This is a genomic window from Leuconostoc sp. JNUCC 76 (assembly GCF_053667755.1).
This window is the reverse complement of record NZ_CM132206.1, coordinates 1,046,491-1,060,708: the sequence shown is the minus strand read 5'-3', so window position 1 is coordinate 1,060,708 and position 14,218 is coordinate 1,046,491. Positions and strand designations below refer to the sequence as shown.

The 14,218-nt window shown below is 34.0% G+C and carries 17 protein-coding genes; 3 read left to right on the top strand and 14 right to left on the bottom strand.

The window, feature by feature from the left end:
* Nucleotides 1-177: 177 nt before the first annotated feature.
* From JNUCC76_RS05285 to JNUCC76_RS05255, 7 genes are all read right to left on the bottom strand, one after another.
* Nucleotides 178-1,146 carry a hypothetical protein gene (locus tag JNUCC76_RS05285; protein ID WP_454156420.1) on the bottom strand — a complete coding sequence of 323 codons (969 nt, stop codon included), beginning with the start codon at nucleotides 1,144-1,146 and terminating at the stop codon, nucleotides 178-180.
* A 4-nt stretch (nucleotides 1,147-1,150) separates the two neighbouring features.
* Nucleotides 1,151-1,585: a single-stranded DNA-binding protein gene (locus JNUCC76_RS05280; protein ID WP_454156418.1), complete on the bottom strand. Its 435-nt coding sequence runs from the start codon at nucleotides 1,583-1,585 to the stop codon at nucleotides 1,151-1,153.
* Nucleotides 1,575-1,931, bottom strand: a complete 357-nt coding sequence (locus JNUCC76_RS05275; protein ID WP_454156416.1) for a hypothetical protein — start codon at nucleotides 1,929-1,931, stop codon at nucleotides 1,575-1,577. The genes JNUCC76_RS05280 and JNUCC76_RS05275 overlap by 11 nt, the downstream gene beginning before the upstream one ends.
* Complete coding sequence (locus tag JNUCC76_RS05270; protein WP_454156414.1) at nucleotides 1,900-2,175, bottom strand: hypothetical protein; 276 nt, start codon at nucleotides 2,173-2,175, stop codon at nucleotides 1,900-1,902. The genes JNUCC76_RS05275 and JNUCC76_RS05270 overlap by 32 nt, the downstream gene beginning before the upstream one ends.
* A gap of 27 nt (nucleotides 2,176-2,202) precedes the next feature.
* Complete coding sequence (locus tag JNUCC76_RS05265) at nucleotides 2,203-3,174, bottom strand: replication initiator protein A (RefSeq protein ID WP_454156412.1); 972 nt, start codon at nucleotides 3,172-3,174, stop codon at nucleotides 2,203-2,205.
* Complete coding sequence (locus tag JNUCC76_RS05260) at nucleotides 3,164-3,436, bottom strand: helix-turn-helix transcriptional regulator (protein WP_243152021.1); 273 nt, start codon at nucleotides 3,434-3,436, stop codon at nucleotides 3,164-3,166. Before JNUCC76_RS05260 ends, JNUCC76_RS05265 begins: the two co-directional genes overlap by 11 nt.
* Nucleotides 3,437-3,922: 486 nt before the next feature.
* The gene (locus JNUCC76_RS05255) at nucleotides 3,923-4,357 is read right to left on the bottom strand and encodes a hypothetical protein (RefSeq protein ID WP_454156409.1); all 435 of its coding nucleotides are present in this window, start codon (nucleotides 4,355-4,357) and stop codon (nucleotides 3,923-3,925) included.
* A 269-nt stretch (nucleotides 4,358-4,626) separates the two neighbouring features.
* Between JNUCC76_RS05255 and JNUCC76_RS05250 the strand changes: the two genes are divergently transcribed.
* Nucleotides 4,627-5,151 (top strand): TetR/AcrR family transcriptional regulator, encoded by a 525-nt coding sequence (locus JNUCC76_RS05250; RefSeq protein WP_454156407.1) that lies wholly within the window; start codon nucleotides 4,627-4,629, stop codon nucleotides 5,149-5,151.
* 4 nt (nucleotides 5,152-5,155) lie between these two features.
* Entirely contained in the window at nucleotides 5,156-5,740 is a 585-nt protein-coding gene (locus tag JNUCC76_RS05245; protein WP_454156405.1) for an NAD(P)H-dependent oxidoreductase, read from the top strand.
* 256 nt (nucleotides 5,741-5,996) lie between these two features.
* Here JNUCC76_RS05245 and JNUCC76_RS05240 read toward each other — a convergent pair whose 3' ends face one another.
* The 4 genes from JNUCC76_RS05240 to JNUCC76_RS05225 form a co-directional block, all read right to left on the bottom strand.
* Nucleotides 5,997-7,766: a DUF262 domain-containing protein gene (locus JNUCC76_RS05240; RefSeq protein ID WP_454156403.1), complete on the bottom strand. Its 1,770-nt coding sequence runs from the start codon at nucleotides 7,764-7,766 to the stop codon at nucleotides 5,997-5,999.
* 126 nt (nucleotides 7,767-7,892) lie between these two features.
* Nucleotides 7,893-9,047 (bottom strand): IS30 family transposase, encoded by a 1,155-nt coding sequence (locus JNUCC76_RS05235; RefSeq protein ID WP_454156401.1) that lies wholly within the window; start codon nucleotides 9,045-9,047, stop codon nucleotides 7,893-7,895.
* 104 nt (nucleotides 9,048-9,151) lie between these two features.
* Complete coding sequence (locus tag JNUCC76_RS05230) at nucleotides 9,152-9,562, bottom strand: hypothetical protein (protein WP_454156399.1); 411 nt, start codon at nucleotides 9,560-9,562, stop codon at nucleotides 9,152-9,154.
* A 78-nt stretch (nucleotides 9,563-9,640) separates the two neighbouring features.
* The gene (locus JNUCC76_RS05225) at nucleotides 9,641-10,252 is read right to left on the bottom strand and encodes a nitroreductase family protein (protein ID WP_454156397.1); all 612 of its coding nucleotides are present in this window, start codon (nucleotides 10,250-10,252) and stop codon (nucleotides 9,641-9,643) included.
* A 94-nt stretch (nucleotides 10,253-10,346) separates the two neighbouring features.
* Here JNUCC76_RS05225 and JNUCC76_RS05220 point away from each other — a divergent pair, with 94 nt between their 5' ends.
* Complete coding sequence (locus tag JNUCC76_RS05220) at nucleotides 10,347-10,664, top strand: winged helix-turn-helix transcriptional regulator (RefSeq protein WP_454156395.1); 318 nt, start codon at nucleotides 10,347-10,349, stop codon at nucleotides 10,662-10,664.
* A gap of 22 nt (nucleotides 10,665-10,686) precedes the next feature.
* On the opposite strand, the gene JNUCC76_RS05215 is transcribed toward JNUCC76_RS05220, so the two are convergent.
* From JNUCC76_RS05215 to JNUCC76_RS05205, 3 genes are all read right to left on the bottom strand, one after another.
* Complete coding sequence (locus tag JNUCC76_RS05215) at nucleotides 10,687-12,300, bottom strand: replication initiation factor domain-containing protein (RefSeq protein WP_454156394.1); 1,614 nt, start codon at nucleotides 12,298-12,300, stop codon at nucleotides 10,687-10,689.
* A gap of 385 nt (nucleotides 12,301-12,685) precedes the next feature.
* On the bottom strand, nucleotides 12,686-12,982 hold the full coding sequence (locus JNUCC76_RS05210; RefSeq protein ID WP_011679788.1) for a hypothetical protein: 297 nt from the start codon (nucleotides 12,980-12,982) through the stop codon (nucleotides 12,686-12,688).
* Nucleotides 12,983-13,174: 192 nt separating this feature from the next.
* A complete protein-coding gene (locus JNUCC76_RS05205) occupies nucleotides 13,175-13,996 on the bottom strand; it encodes an alpha/beta fold hydrolase (RefSeq protein ID WP_454156392.1) in 822 nt (273 codons plus the stop codon).
* Between the last annotated feature and the right edge of the window lie 222 nt (nucleotides 13,997-14,218).

The window sequence follows — 14,218 nt, the reverse complement described above, 5'->3', positions numbered from 1 at the left end:
GGAACAGGTTAAGGGGGAATGGCGGTACGCAGTACCTCAGCCCCGCCGTGCGGGCATTCCAGTGGCGGTAAGCAATTTCTAAAGTTAAACCTTTTTTAAACCCTCGTTTAACCCTTTTTAAACCTTTATTTGATTGAAAAAAATAGCCCAATAGGGAAATCTTTGAACTATTTAGAATTACAAATCGGTTGGTTTTGGCAGCAATGAATTTCCTTCTTGAACTTGCTTTTTAGTCTTTTGATATTGACTAATATTTGTCCTAGCACGTTGAATATTTTTTTGTGCATCACTGATTTGTGTTCGTATTTGTGTAATGGCATCACGCGCATTATCAATGCTAGTTTGTGTATCTGAGTCATCAGACTGGGCGAGTATTTTTTGGTACTTTTTGATGGACGATTGCTGTTGATCAATTGCTTTTTGATATTCAACAATCGCGTTTGTATTCTTGGAAATCAATTTTTGTTGTGCCGCTATTTTAGCTTCACTTTCGCTAACTTCAAGTTCCTTTTGGCTGGCAAATGTTAGCGTATTTGATTTAGATACTTTGTCACGATTGATGATGAATTTGCCACTTGCCGTATTTGTATCTGTTGCCGTTTTCTTCGTACTTGAGCTTTCAGCACTAACACTACTTGGCGCTTCGACTGTGGCAGTATTTATGCTTTTATCATGAGCTGTTAGTGTTACAGCATTGAAGTTATGACTCAAGTTTTTAAATTGAACCACGACTGTATTATTCGAAGTTGGTACGACACGACCTGTCACTTGACTACCACCATGATCAGTCATAGCAGTGAATTTAATTTTGCTAATATCAACCAAATCTTGATCAGAAACAGCTCCGTCAGAAATTGTATAATGCAGTTCCAAAACACCATTATTTTTATTAAAAACACTTTTTGTCAGACTAGCAGTTTTGTTCAAAGTGCCAAATGACACTGGCGTATTTAACTCCGTACTAGGCAAATTTGAAGGTCGAGGAGTAATATTAACCATCACGGTTGTACTAAAAGCTATCAGAATAAATAGGCTAAATATGGCAATTAAATTGCGCCGTTGATGTTCCAAAAACCAAGTTCCAAAGCGACTAAATCTTTGAAAGATATTTCTAAATTTATCAGCTATTGTGATTATTGCAGTCATTGTCCTACCCCTCTACATACTCAAATGCATTGCTGTTAAAGTCAGGGTATGGTGGCAAGTCCTTATCTGTCACTTCACTATTTTTACTGTCAGCAAGCTGTGTTTGAACAACAGGAGTTTTTGATGACTGATTAGATTTATAGATGCGGAATTGTGTCACTTGATTTTGCATCGCATAAATTTTTTGACCAGTATTTTTATCGGTGTAGTTGTGATTGCGCATCACAAATTCAACCTCAACTACTTGACCAACATTAGTCACATAATAATGAATCAATTCTGCTGTTTTGTTAAAAGCAACATAATCAATGTAAGTTGCTTTGCCATCTTTTAAATCATTAATGGCTAATTTGAAGTAGGCAATCTTGATTTTATTTTCACCTCTTACAGTGAAGTTAACATCACGAACTAAACGTCCTACGTGGTGATTAATTTGCATAATAGTTTCTCCTCTTTTGATCTAGTAAACTAATAATTGGTGTCAGTTGTTTGGTTAAATAGTCTTGAATATTATTTGGTAATTTGAACACGGGAATTTGGGTGCCAGAGTCAGAATAATGAATGCCCTTTTGGACTGTACAGCCGATATAATGATTCCCTAGACAATCGTCAAACAACTCACCTTTGACTTTCATCTCATGTGGCTTTAAGCAGACAAAGGCTCGTTTTTTGGTGGGCTGAACGAGATTGTCTTTTAATTCTTTAACGAGAATGACTACATATTTGGTTTGTTGCAGCTCGTGTAAACTTTGCTCATCCAACAGCGTTAATTGTCTGACTTTCATAGTCTCTCCCTTTAGGTCTTGCAGCTTCATGGAATGGTAAATGATAGTGTTCCATCAATGCTTGAATTGCTTTAAATGATTGATAAGAGGTACGGTATAATCTCACTGCGCCATCACTTTCTAGTTCATGATTTTCAATTGCTTTGATGACTTTTCGACTGAGTTCCCCTGATGATTTAGCAACAAAAAGTATATCTGCATTGAAGAAGTCTACTGCAATAAATATGTTGTATTGGTTTGCCATTATGTCTCTCCCCTCTTGAATTTTAAGTTAAAATCCCGCCGCCGATTGTGCCGTTGTAACCGCAATTCTTAAACGATTTTCAAGCCCGCTAGCAAAATAATTGCCATATTGATTGATATCAATCAAATGGTCTCGCATGTATTCCACTTGCTTAGAACCAATCTTTGTCAGAAAGAGTTCATTGCCTACTTCACCTTGTAACTGCTTTTGTAATGTCAAAATAGAATTACCTTTTTCAAGTTCAGCCGCTAAATATTTATAGCCCTGGTCAAGTGCATTGACAACAATCTCTGCCTGTTTTGGCTCATTCAAAAGTAAATCGGGAATTAACCTTTGCACTACATTTCTTAAGTGAGGATTTTTTTCAATGATTTTGCCGATGGCGATAAATGATTGTTGAGATTTTTTTGAATTGTTATTATTAGTTACTTCATCCTCATCAAAAGATGCGGTCTCAATTTCACTCAAATTAGTCTCATTACTCTTAGTCTCACTTGACTGTCGTTTTGACAGTTCTTGACCTGTTATTTTAACGGTTCTTGACCTGTCATTTTGACAGTTCCGGACCTGTCGTTTTGACAGTTCCTTGTCCCCCAAGGCTTTATCCCTGTGGATAACTTCAAAATCGGCATTTATGTTGCCAACGTACAATCTATTAGGTCTATTTAACCCTTGTCGTTCTTCTTCAAGTAGCCCAAAATATGCTAGTTCTTTTTTCAAACTAATGACTTTTTTCTCGCCGACACTAAGCATTGCTTGCAGGTCCCCGTTTTTGTAAATCAAGTAGACATCACCATTTTTATCAATCCAATTATTCTTAATTGACAACAAGAAACGATCGCGTAGAATGGCATAAGCCATTTTCGTTTCAAGCTTCATTTCAGCATAAAATTCGTTTTCAAAAAGAGCTTTTGGAATTTTATAAAACCGTTCGTTAGTTTCGACTTGGTCTCTACTAACCCGTGCCATTTTCCTAGGTGTATCTTGGTCATTTGTCATCAGCATTCCCCTCTAGTGTTGCAACAATATCTTCAAACGAAACATCCATAATTTTGTAAAATTTGATGAATGTAGTGAGTTTCGGATTATAACTTGGATCGGTTTCAGCTTTTGATATCGTAGCCGTTGATAACTCCCCTTTTGATTTCACAGCTAATTCCAATTGTGTCAAACCTTTTCTTTCTCGATAGGCTTTTACAATTGATCCAAAAGAATGTCTCATTTTGTCTCTTTCTCCCTTGTTTTGGTTGTCAAGTTCCATTGATTTGTTCCCCAATAATTAACCGTCATTTAAGACGGTTTCTTAACGGTTTCTTAATATTTAGGCTGTTTTTAAGCAAAAAAAATAAGCCCACACAGGACTTATAAGCTTTTAAAATAACGAATATTACTAAAGCGTTACTTCATTTCAAATTATTGACTTGGGAGTTTTATAGAATCGCGTAAACCCTTGTGCGCCAACGTATTAACAAGCCTCTGTTACGTTAGATTATGCACTTTACACCTAAATTGGTAGGGGCGGATTGCAAGTCATTTACCAGATGTTTAATCAATTGGTAAAATTCCGGAAATATTTTCGTAATTTCACTGATTGTTTTTTTATTTGTAAGACACTTCTTATTCTATTATACCAATGTCATACATTAATGTTAAATCACTGTCCACAATTTCTCATCCTTATTTTAAGGCTGTTTAACATCTTGTTTCCTCAACTAAATTGCTAAAAAAATACAGATACTTCAAACTTTCACATTTGATGATCTGTATTTTTTAGGATTCCGTGATATTTTTGATCTGCTTTAATTCGCACATGTTCTAAATCTTTGAAGTTCGTGCTGTCTACATACGCATTTTCGTTAATTAAATACTGCGTCAACTGTTTATGATCATGATTATTCCATGGAATTGCTAGTTTAATTACTATGGTATTTTCTTGCTCAAAATGTGATGACTGATTTGCGATATGTGTTGTATATCCAGCTTGTTGAACATTCTGTTCGAATTGTTCTAATAACGATTTACTTGTGCTGGATATAAAGTGCTGTGGTACATATAATCGGTAAACTTGCTTTTCTAAACCCACTGGTTCCAAATCATTTTTTAGTGTTTGAATGATATGTTTAATAATTAATCGGATTTGAGTCTTGATATAGCGGTATTCGGTATCTTTATTCTTGGGCATGGTCTTATGAGTTTTCTTTCTAAATGAATTTGATTAATATTGGTCAGTATAAATTATTGAATATAAAATTACTGAATTTAAACTGTCAATTCGGTAATTTTGAAGTATTTGCTGAATTTAAACTGTCAATTCGGTAATTTTGAAGTATTTGCTGAATTTAAAATTAAGCTGTTGAGCTTATTAAGTATAAAAATCTATTTGACAAAAAAAGATAACACTGTTATCTTTTAAATACATCACCTAAGCAAATTAATGGTAAGGTAAAAAATATGAAGAATACCAAATCTCTAATTCTAAACACCACTACAAAGTGGGTTCGTGAGAAAGATTATCGTGAAATATCTCTTAGAACTCTGACCAATTCGATTGGCATCACTACGGGTGCTTTTTATAAACATTTCAACAATAAAGAAGACTTATATTATCAAGTTTCAATATTATTATCGCAAGAATTAACAGAACGATTAAACATTGATACTACTGCTGAGCCAACTAACGAATTATTAAAAGTAGCCGAGCAAATCTGTTTGTTGTTTAAAAGTGAACCCTATTTAATGGAGTTTATTATGTTGAACCAATCTAATAATCTTGATGCACATAAGTTTATGTTTTTAGATGCGATTAACAACTTGATACAGCGAGTTAATCCAACTGAAAACGAACACAGTAACAAAGCATTATTTATTCAGCTATGGTCCTTTATACAAGGATATGGTGCATTAATTAAAAATGAAATAACTAACTATGACCATGAATTAGTGAAAAATACACTATACAAATTTTTGGAGAAATAAACAGATGCATACCCTTATTATATATTGCCACCCTTATCAAAACAGTTTTAACCATGCCATATTAGGTGCAGTTCAACAAAGTCTTAATCAATCCAACTTAAACTATCAAACCATTGATTTGTATGCCGATGACTTTTCTCCAGTTTATTCCACTGAGGAGCTAAAACTTTATCATAGTGGTCAAACCACTGATCCATTAGTTGAAAAATACCTAAAGCTACTAAAAACGGTACATACTGTCATAATCATTTCCCCTGTTTGGTGGAATAGTGTGCCAGGCATGTTGAAAGGATTTATTGACAAAGTAATGAAAGAAGGAGAAAATCTATCACATACGGTTACGAAATTAGGTGTTCAAGGTGAGTTAAAGAATATAAAAAGATGTTATTTAATCACAACATCTTCCTCACCTACATTTTATATACGTTTTTTCAACGGAAATGGCATCAAAAAAATATTTTTAAATCAAACATTAAAGCAACTAGGTTTCCAAGGCCGTTCTTGGATTAACTTTGGCATGATTTCGACTACAACTGCTGAAAAAAGGGAAAAGTTTCTTAAAAGTATGCAATTAAAAAAGTTTGAATAGCAAATTAGTTCATATTTCTTAGCAAGGACGTTAAAGTAAATGACCGTTCGGGCTCTATAAGACGTTAAGATGTTAATTTATCACCTATACGAATTGTTAATCCAGTAGTTTCATAAATCTGTTTTGCTAATGCTGGTATTTGTATCGATATGCATCATCAAGACGACCAATTTGTTTTGTTTGTCGCTAGTAAGGATTGTTAGTAAGTTTTTTAGTATAAAAGCATGATGTCAATTAACTATTTAAAAGAATTCGTTTATGAAAAAATGAAATTTGTAATGCGTTGTGCAGCTTTCTTTGTATTTTGGTCAATATCATCGCGATTCCAAGTGTCTTTAGGATAATCAACGAGACCTTGCGCAATGGGATATTTACTACCCTTATAACCGTGGTTACTTAGTACATTTTGTTTTTTAGTTCTAAACCAAGCATCACCCAGGCCTCGATTTATCTCGGATTCAAGAAGTATTTTGTTTCCGATTTTTTCAACGTATTCATGGAACTCTTCTTGATCGGTCAAATTAGCGTCTTGTATAATATTTGCTCTATTATAGCCACTTTGTGGCATGATATGTTCAATATCTGGATTTGTAGTTAAGTCAAACGGTATTTGTTGCTCTTGAGCATAGAGATATTCGTTCAAGATAATTAACGAATTTGGAACTCCACTATCAGTTAAAGATTGTTCGATATCATCTTTATTGAAATTTTCTACTATGTTCTGCTTTATTTCTTTAAGTAGTTCCTGTTCTGAAACTGTATCGACTTGACTATACTTTAGATTGATGCGTTCAAGGAAACCCTTGAATCGACTGTTTCCATAAGCAAAATCAGTAATTTCTAGCACTGCTGACAATCGTAATAAATATGATAGATATGCATCGTCATTTCGATAGAATAAATAACTTGATACAAAAGGCAGAAAATTACTGTTGAATTTTGTCATTATTTGGCCTAATTCCGTGTTATAAAAACTAGTAATTATATCCAACAATTTATCTAAATCTGAAGTGAATTGTACATCATTATTCAATAATGTTTTGTTCTCTGCAAAAAAAGCTCTAATTCCGGGATTACGGGACATAGATCCATGTTGAGCCGATAATTGCATAAATATATAATGCGTCATTAGCAAGTTTAAGTTCACAGGAGAATTATCAGATTTTTTTACGATATTCTGCCAATTTTTTTCAAATAGTTTTCTATCCATAGCCTTAGCAGTCGTTTTTGAAACGATGACTTCAATTGGGGTCAGTGGTACGCCTGTCCCATTCAGTGAATTGAAAATGTTAATGGCTTGATCTGTATTGAAACTAGTTATTGTGATGACTTGACAATATTCAATTAGATGTGTTGTGAAATCTCTAATTTGAGTGTTAGTTAACTTACTGCAATACTCATGGAAAAATCTGAAGTTTTTGTAATAGTTACTGTATTTATTATCTTTTTGTTTATGAGCCAGCTTAATAACTTGATCTCGAATCGTTTCTATATTTTCATTAATTAATATAGTCACCATATCAGTGGCGTATAATTCTGATACAGAATCATTGAAATATTTTGTATCTTTCTTTTGTAACTCATACTTATCTTTTCTATACGAATAAGATTCATCTTCTCCTAAATTATAAATCATAGATATAATCTTATTTTTTAACTCGGTAAGTTTTTCAATCAACTTAGCATCATCCAGGGTATCATCATTTAACTTATGCAGTTCACTTTTTATTTTAATTAAAACCGCTTTAAGTAACAACATAAACGAAGTAGTTCTCTGTTGACCGTCAATCAATGTAACATCATGCTCTTCACCTGACTCTTGGGCTATCAAAATGGCACCAAAAAAATAATTATCTTGTGTACCTGCATCAAAGTTTTCTTGGTGCGTTTCAATATCTTCTACTAATTGCTCACATTGCGATATTTGCCATGCGTAAGGACGTTGATAACTAGGTATATAAAATTCATTTCGACCAAAAAAAAGTTCAATGTTTTGTGGGTCTGATTTAATATCATTGCGTTGCATTATTTTTATTTTCCCTCTGTAATGTCTAAATATATTCTAGTATCTCACAGCTAACAGAATACATCAATGTGACTCAGCAATGTTATTAAATTCTGTTTTTCCCACCTTTGCGTACTTACCACGTTTTTATACCTTTTTATTTTTTCTTTTTGCATAAGCTCTTCGATATCTTTGCATCGTTTTATACTCTTTATCAAACAACTCAACTGGACTCTTACCCTGTAAAGCTATTCGCATCGGCATAGCGTTCATTTTGTCAGCCACCTCATCTAATTGTTTTTGTCTTACTGGCTTAAAACTTGTGCCTTTAGGGAACCAGTCACGTAATTTACCGTTGCGGTTTTCGTTAGATCCACGTTGATGTGGTGATGACGGTGTGCAGTAATAGAGTTTTATTTTAAGTTCTTTTTGAACGTATTCTAAGAAGTCCCAAGAAATAAATTCGGAGCCATTATCAGCGGTAATTGTTCTTACTGCTTTACCATAGCGTTTATAAAATAGTTTAAACGCTTCAATCATGTCTTTCGATTGTTTACTTTTAACTTTAATTAAGGCATAAAAGCGTGTCTTGCGTTCAACGACCGTCATAATAGCTGAATGGTCTTGATATTGCCCGTTATTTTGTTTCATCGGTAAGACTAAATCAATTTCCCAGTGCCCAAATTGTTTGCGCTTGGCCACTACTGGTGAACGATCATAGATTGAATGGCGCACTAGCTCTCCACTCTTTTGTAAGTTTTCTCGTAAGCGAGCAATTTCTCGTTGTCTTGCTCTTTGATTCTTGGCTAACTCTCGTTGTTTAGGTGAACCATCTTGACGATGATATTTGTGGGTACGAATATCGATTAGACCTCTTTTTGACCAGTCTCTAATGGTTGAGGACGATACTTCTACATCTTGCACATTTCCCGCAATCTGTTCAGGTGTCCAATGTTCCACATTAATCCAGTGTTCAATCAGCTCCTTTAATTCTGGTGTAAGCAATAGTCTTTGTCCTACACGAAAGCGTTTCTTAGTCGCGATATATTGACCACGTTGCGCCGAATACTTAATGCGTGCATGAATACTCATTCTTAATAAAGTGTGACGGTCTAAATTTGAAAAATCCAGGACATTGCCACGGTCTAATTCACGGCTAATCACTGATGGGTCATAACCTAATTGACGACCAATATCAGTCTGTGATAATTGTTCATTGTTCCACAAATGTTCAATTAAGTACCGTTGGTTTTCGTTTAATCGTGGTTGGCGTTTCCGTTTCTTTGGTTCTTCTGCTGTCATTTGTTTTTTTATTCTCCTTTGCTCAATAGTGTACAATTTCAGACTAACAAACGTTTATAACGTCAAGATGATAAACGTTTTAAAAATTTACAGCCTAATATTACTTATCGTGAGGCTTCATAAAGTTGTTTTTTCGCTTGTTTTATTTTTGCTTCAATCAGATTTATGCCACTTTCGCTATTGATATCATGGCCATTTAATAAGTTGGTTAAGTCACGGTATTCAAAGGTTAAAGCAATACTGGTTTCAACTAAATTTTGCACTTGCTTGTCTAACTCTTTTCCAAAAATCAAAACATCACCAAAGGTTTGTGACTGCACCGATTGAATGTAACGATGTAACTTTATTGACATCTGAAGTGTGTTTTGGAAGTTTGGTGCCCCAGGTTTGAATTCAAAATTCTGACGATCAGATGCTAAAACAGTTAATAACGATTGATAAGTGTTTCTGAATCCTTGAAGTTGATCGACGTAGTTTTCTAGTTGGTCTGGTTTTAACCATATTTTTTGTGTCATTGTTTTCTCCTTTTTATTTTGTCATTAAAAAAGTACTTATTTATTGGTAAACAAGTACTTGCTTGTTATTTGAGTGTTTTATTTAATGATAGTCGTAAATTTTTCAGCAGATTCACGCTGATGTGAATGACCAAATGTAGTTGCTTTACCGACAGGAAGTAGAAGAATTGGCTCTAATTTTTCTGGTAATTTAAGCATCTCCATTATTTTTTCAAAATCAACACCCCTCATCGGTACTGAATCGTAACCAAATGTACGTAGAACGTGCATCAAATTCATACTAAATAGGCCAACATCAAAACGAAGACCTATTTCCTGTTTATCTTCTGGATGTAAAGAAAAATAAGTTTCAATTCTTTGTTTTTTATTGCCAATTTCTTGCTCAGTAATTAGATGATATTTAAGACTTAATTGTATTAATCGATTAACTTCATAGCTTTGCCGATCTCCTAATATTAAAAAGATAGCTGAAGCTTGCCCAACTTGTTCTTGATTAAAAGAAAATTTCTGCATTTTAACTAATAGTTCTTTATTTTTAATGACTACAACCTGCCATGGTTGAGCATTGTTACTTGATGGTGCGTTGGCAGCGTGATTTAATATGTTTAAAATTTCATCATCACTGATATTGTGTTTATTATCAAAATGTCTAATTGATTTTCTCATATCTAATTGTTCTAAAAAATTCATGTTGACCCTCTCTTTTTGTAAGTAAAATAAGTATAATCAATATCATAATGATAAAATAGTAGGCACAATTTTGTTACTTAGGAGGCATTGCTAAATGCAATCAACTAATAAATGGTCGTGTGGCATTACAAGGATTATGGATACTTTTTCCGGTAAATGGCGTCTTAATTTGTTTTGGATTATTGCTCAAAATGAAGGCATTGGTTTTAATCAACTCAGAAATCAACTACCTGAAATTACTAATATGATGTTAGTTCGTTCGCTTGATACTTTGTTAGTTGAAGGATTTATTTCAAAATCATTGTCTGGCAATAAAGCGCCATTTCATTCAGAATACCACTTGACCCATAAAGCGAAAGAGTTATTACCTCTGCTTTTAAAACTTAATGAATTTGGAAAGCATTCAGATTGAATCTATTAACAACAAGTAATATTCAAATTTCTTGATAACGTTTTTTGGGTTTTTCAAAATTAATAGTTAATTTTTGATTGGCTTGTGTAATGGCATTAATCATCGTAGCCTTAACTAACTTTTGTTGTTCAGAGGATAATTCAGCACTGTTTATGGCCTCAATCACTTCTGCCCAATGACCAGTTTTTTTCAAGACGGCCAAACTAGGCACAACTGAATCCAAAACCCATTTTTCAATCCGTTCAATACTTTGTTCTTTGGGTTGACGAATAAATTTCATTTTATGACCTAGAGCGGTTAGTAATGACCAAGCGGGCATTGGTTCAACGGAAGATTCAATCGTGTCACGAACTTTATCAGCTTTTAGTAGCTTTTCCTCAATTGGTTTATCAGTAAACCAAAGATACGTATACAAAATATCAAAGGTGATTTCCGTTAATGTTTTATTGTTGTCCTGATCAAGCCATTCATCAATGACATATTCTGCTTTATCTTGATGTAATTCTAATTCCACACGGTTTTGTACGTCTGTGTCAAAGCCTTTGCTGGCTTGTTCTTTGCGTTTATCGTAAGCACGAATAACAAACGGTGATTTTCCAAAGTTCACCGTCCAACCATCATCAACGTTGCCATGAACGGCATAAGATTTTGATTTACTCCAAAAACGTTTTTCTTGCACGGCTTTTACGAGATCATTCATATCTAGAAGTCCCCATTTATCGTTGATAGCAATATCTAACCGAGTGAGATGTCCTCGATACTGTCTCGCTTTTTGAAAGAAACCACGCCAAGTGACATTTTGTTCTAACAAAGCCTTTTCAAATAGGCGTGTGCCTTTACCAGTTAAATATAAAGTTGTCCCATACTTTTGTTCAATGGCCTGTGTTTCAGGGCTTTTAATAGGTGCAAAGTCTTGAATATAAATGTTCTTTTCGCCAGCAAATGCCATTTCACGGGTATAGAAATTTTGTGATGTTGGCCGTTCCAAAAATAAATCAGGTTGAATATTTAGTACATCGTTGATTACTTGTTTTGAAGTTAAATCCGGAAATGTCAAAGAAATCAAATCGAATTGTACTTCAATACTTTGAGCTAAATCTGGATAAACTGATAGTAAATTGTTTACAAAACGTTCACTAATACCTTGTTCTTTATTTTCAATACGTCGTATTGTTTTTTCATTGATACCCATAGTAATTGCCAATTCTTCTTGTGTTACATCAAGTAATTGTCGTATTAGTATCAAATTATTATTTGTTAATTCTGGTACATTTAATTCTTGTGTCATTGTCTTTTTTCCTTTCAACAGTTGGTAGCGACCAACGTTTTTTAAATCAACTAATTGCTCTAATTCATTTGAAACCTTGTTTTGTAATTGGACGTCAGACTGTCTCATTTTTGCTTTGAATCCTAATAGCTCACTACCTGTGATTTCACTAATTGGAATTTCACTACCGATATTGGGTAATTGTCCTAAGTCAATAGTCGAAATGGTTACGTTATAAGTTTCAATAATTTCATCATGCCATTTCATGCCAATCATGATAATGATTTCTAACGATAACCGTATGCTATGTTGAATTGTTCCTAGAAAAATAGGTGTGTACGCTTTTGGTTTATGATTAATCGTTATCATGTCGGCTTTCCTTTCTCAAAATGTCCGATTTGGCGTTTTCAACCGGACATTTGCTTTTTTAATCTAAATCGCTTCATATCAGCGTTTGTTCCCCATATTGGGTTGACGCTTTCAGCGTTTTTACCGGTTTAACCCCCCTGTTAGTAACTGGGGGTTAAAGCCTTTTTGGTGACTTTATTTTTGACGCATGTGCCAGTCGCTTACAAATGCTTTGCATTTGCTTAACAGCGACCACGCACCCAGCCCCAACGCTACGCTAGGGCTGGGCGTGGCACTGTCTCTTCCTTTGGTCGAGCCACGCCTAAAATAAAGTCACTATGTACATAAAGCCCCGGTCTCTCACAGGACATTTGCTGTAAAAGACTAGAGCTTTAACAATAGTTACTTACTTGATATGTGACAGTTGATCCAAAAGACCCTCAATATCCTTTGTACGGTTGACACCGTGTGTCTGCAATGACTTAGCCGTACCAAGCAAAAAACCTAAGTTCTTACGTAGTTCTGCAAAATAAGGTGGCAGCATTGGACTAACAGCACGTAACTGTTCTTCATCTGCCATTGCTTTCTTAAGTTCATCACTTAGTTGAGCAAGGTGTTCAAGTCCACCTATCTTTTCAATTGCCTTCAAATCTTCAATTGATTGAGCGGACAAAGATTGAATTTTTTTAACTTCTAAAGCCATAATTTTACCTACTTTTCTTTTTTTAACTACAAATATTTAATTAACAGCAAAGCCAAACACAGATACTAAGTGTTGGACTTCTAGCATGGTATTTCATTTTAATAACTCCTTTATTCAAAACAAAAACGACACAACCAATATGTTGTATCGTTTTTTTTAAATCTGTAATAAAATCAGGTATTCTTAGTGTAATTATTTTAGGTACTTAAGAATATAAGATAAGACTAGAGCTGGTTGATCTTCTTGTACCAAATGGCCTGCCTCCTTAATAGGAATCAAAGAGGAATTAGGAATTAATTTATTGAGCTTTTCTCCTTGTTTTATTGGAATCCAGATGTCATCTTGACCCCATAGTAAAACTATTGGTTTTTCAATTTTAGAGTATAAAATTTCAATTTCATCAGTATACTTCTGATTTGACTGTGCTATTTGTTGATAAAATGCTTTTTTTCCACTTTCACTTAACCATGGCTTTTTAATACCTTCTAACGCCTCCGAATTCATATTATGAAACGTAGCACCATTAACATATTTTTCTAACACAGCTTCATGGATGTAGTCTGGTAGACCACTAAAAGCAGATTCATGCAAAGCAACATGAGAAAAGAATGGTGAACCCCACGGAGCCACAGCAACAGGATCAATTAACAATATCTTTTCAAAGTCAATTTTATTAATTAAATAGGTTCTCAGTACGGTTGCCCCACCAAAATCATGCCCAACAATTTTAGGCTTATCAAGATGCCAATAATTTATTAAAGCAGATAAAATATCATTTTGAACACCTAACGATACATCAGACACATTTTTTTCTGATTCACCATAACCTAATAAATCATAATAATAGACTGTAAACCACTCACTTAAAGCTGGAATTATTTTACGCCAATTAAATGAAGACCATGGCGTTCCATGTACTAGTATTAGTGGTTCACCAGAACCTACCACATTATACTTAACAAAGCCAAATTCACTTTTAAAGACCTTATTTGGTTTTTCATATTCGAGTGTCATGTATGCTCCTTATAGAATATTATTCAAACAAATTAATAGTATATTGCTATTTTAACTTATAAACTAGACTTTTCACAACCCACAAAAATGGGCTATACCATTTCAGGTTAACATAAGTCTCACTATCATAAGTAACGGTATATCAACGTTGATAAGCACTAAAAAATGCTTGTGAAATCTTAAAATTCACAAACATCAAATAACACTATTTTTACATTTCAC

What these genes read in the sequence shown, in the direction of transcription:
- JNUCC76_RS05285 (WP_454156420.1), bottom strand. Translation starts at nt 1,146, where the DNA reads ATGACTGCAATAATCACAATAGCTGATAAATTTAGAAATATCTTTCAA.
- JNUCC76_RS05280 (WP_454156418.1), bottom strand. Translation starts at nt 1,585, where the DNA reads ATGCAAATTAATCACCACGTAGGACGTTTAGTTCGTGATGTTAACTTC.
- JNUCC76_RS05275 (WP_454156416.1), bottom strand. Translation starts at nt 1,931, where the DNA reads ATGAAAGTCAGACAATTAACGCTGTTGGATGAGCAAAGTTTACACGAG.
- JNUCC76_RS05270 (WP_454156414.1), bottom strand. Translation starts at nt 2,175, where the DNA reads ATGGCAAACCAATACAACATATTTATTGCAGTAGACTTCTTCAATGCA.
- JNUCC76_RS05265 (WP_454156412.1), bottom strand. Translation starts at nt 3,174, where the DNA reads ATGACAAATGACCAAGATACACCTAGGAAAATGGCACGGGTTAGTAGA.
- JNUCC76_RS05260 (WP_243152021.1), bottom strand. Translation starts at nt 3,436, where the DNA reads ATGGAACTTGACAACCAAAACAAGGGAGAAAGAGACAAAATGAGACAT.
- JNUCC76_RS05255 (WP_454156409.1), bottom strand. Translation starts at nt 4,357, where the DNA reads ATGCCCAAGAATAAAGATACCGAATACCGCTATATCAAGACTCAAATC.
- JNUCC76_RS05250 (WP_454156407.1), top strand. Translation starts at nt 4,627, where the DNA reads ATGAAGAATACCAAATCTCTAATTCTAAACACCACTACAAAGTGGGTT.
- JNUCC76_RS05245 (WP_454156405.1), top strand. Translation starts at nt 5,156, where the DNA reads ATGCATACCCTTATTATATATTGCCACCCTTATCAAAACAGTTTTAAC.
- JNUCC76_RS05240 (WP_454156403.1), bottom strand. Translation starts at nt 7,766, where the DNA reads ATGCAACGCAATGATATTAAATCAGACCCACAAAACATTGAACTTTTT.
- JNUCC76_RS05235 (WP_454156401.1), bottom strand. Translation starts at nt 9,047, where the DNA reads ATGACAGCAGAAGAACCAAAGAAACGGAAACGCCAACCACGATTAAAC.
- JNUCC76_RS05230 (WP_454156399.1), bottom strand. Translation starts at nt 9,562, where the DNA reads ATGACACAAAAAATATGGTTAAAACCAGACCAACTAGAAAACTACGTC.
- JNUCC76_RS05225 (WP_454156397.1), bottom strand. Translation starts at nt 10,252, where the DNA reads ATGAATTTTTTAGAACAATTAGATATGAGAAAATCAATTAGACATTTT.
- JNUCC76_RS05220 (WP_454156395.1), top strand. Translation starts at nt 10,347, where the DNA reads ATGCAATCAACTAATAAATGGTCGTGTGGCATTACAAGGATTATGGAT.
- JNUCC76_RS05215 (WP_454156394.1), bottom strand. Translation starts at nt 12,300, where the DNA reads ATGATAACGATTAATCATAAACCAAAAGCGTACACACCTATTTTTCTA.
- JNUCC76_RS05210 (WP_011679788.1), bottom strand. Translation starts at nt 12,982, where the DNA reads ATGGCTTTAGAAGTTAAAAAAATTCAATCTTTGTCCGCTCAATCAATT.
- JNUCC76_RS05205 (WP_454156392.1), bottom strand. Translation starts at nt 13,996, where the DNA reads ATGACACTCGAATATGAAAAACCAAATAAGGTCTTTAAAAGTGAATTT.